Origin of the sequence: Halomonas sp. BN3-1, from assembly GCF_003056325.1 — a bacterium.
GTDB classification, from domain to species: domain Bacteria; phylum Pseudomonadota; class Gammaproteobacteria; order Pseudomonadales; family Halomonadaceae; genus Halomonas; species Halomonas litopenaei.
On record NZ_PYVV01000029.1, the window covers coordinates 2,190 to 3,453 of the forward strand.

At 51.8% G+C, this 1,264-nt stretch carries 1 other annotated feature (running past one end of the window).

Going from position 1 to position 1,264, the window contains the following annotated elements:
- Positions 1-1,160 (minus strand) — a sequence feature (mutual gap in cmsearch alignment for this rRNA model is longer than 100) (it extends 1,973 nt beyond the left edge of the window).
- Between the last annotated feature and the right edge of the window lie 104 nt (positions 1,161-1,264).

Genomic DNA, 1,264 nt, shown 5'->3' on the forward strand with positions numbered 1-1,264 from the left:
CGGCGAACCCGTAGCTTCGGTACCTGGTTTGAGCCCCGTTACATCTTCCGCGCAGGCCGACTCGACTAGTGAGCTATTACGCTTTCTTTAAAGGATGGCTGCTTCTAAGCCAACCTCCTAGCTGTCTAAGCCTTCCCACATCGTTTCCCACTTAACCAGGATTTCGGGACCTTAGCTGACGGTCTGGGTTGTTTCCCTTTTCACAACGGACGTTAGCACCCGCTGTGTGTCTCCCACGCTTGCACTCACCGGTATTCGGAGTTTGCCTCGGGTTGGTAAGTCGGGATGACCCCCTAGCCGAAACAGTGCTCTACCCCCGGCGGTGATACGTGAGGCGCTACCTAAATAGCTTTCGAGGAGAACCAGCTATCTCCGGGCTTGATTAGCCTTTCACTCCGATCCACAAGTCATCCAAATCTTTTTCAACAGATCCTGGTTCGGTCCTCCAGTTGATGTTACTCAACCTTCAACCTGCTCATGGATAGATCGCCCGGTTTCGGGTCTATTTCCAGCGACTGGTCGCCCAGTTAAGACTCGATTTCTCTACGCCTCCCCTATACGGTTAAGCTCGCCACTGAAAATAAGTCGCTGACCCATTATACAAAAGGTACGCGGTCACCAAACAAGTTGGCTCCCACTGCTTGTACGCATACGGTTTCAGGATCTATTTCACTCCCCTCTCCGGGGTTCTTTTCGCCTTTCCCTCACGGTACTGGTTCACTATCGGTCAGTCAGGAGTATTTAGCCTTGGAGGATGGTCCCCCCGTCTTCAGTCAAGGTTTCACGTGCCTCGACCTACTCGATTTCACAACACTCAGGTTTCGGTTACGGGGCTATCACCCACTATGGCCAGACTTCCCAGTCTGTTCACCTACCAGTTGTGTTGCTTAAGGGCTGGTCCCCGTTCGCTCGCCGCTACTAGGGGAATCTCGGTTGATTTCTTTTCCTCGGGGTACTTAGATGTTTCAGTTCCCCCGGTTCGCCTCTCATGTCTATATATTCAACATGAGATACCCAAGTTACCTTGGGTGGGTTTCCCCATTCAGAGATGTCCGGGTCGCAGGTCGTTTGCCACCTCGCCGAACCTTATCGCAGGCTTCCACGTCTTTCATCGCCTCTGACTGCCTAGGCATCCACCGTATGCGCTTCATCGCTTGACCATATAACCCCAAAGGGTCTGTCAATCGATGATGTCACGACAATTGCCGGATACGCTTGAAACGTATCTTACTTTGTCAGCATGATATACATTGTTAAAGAGCGT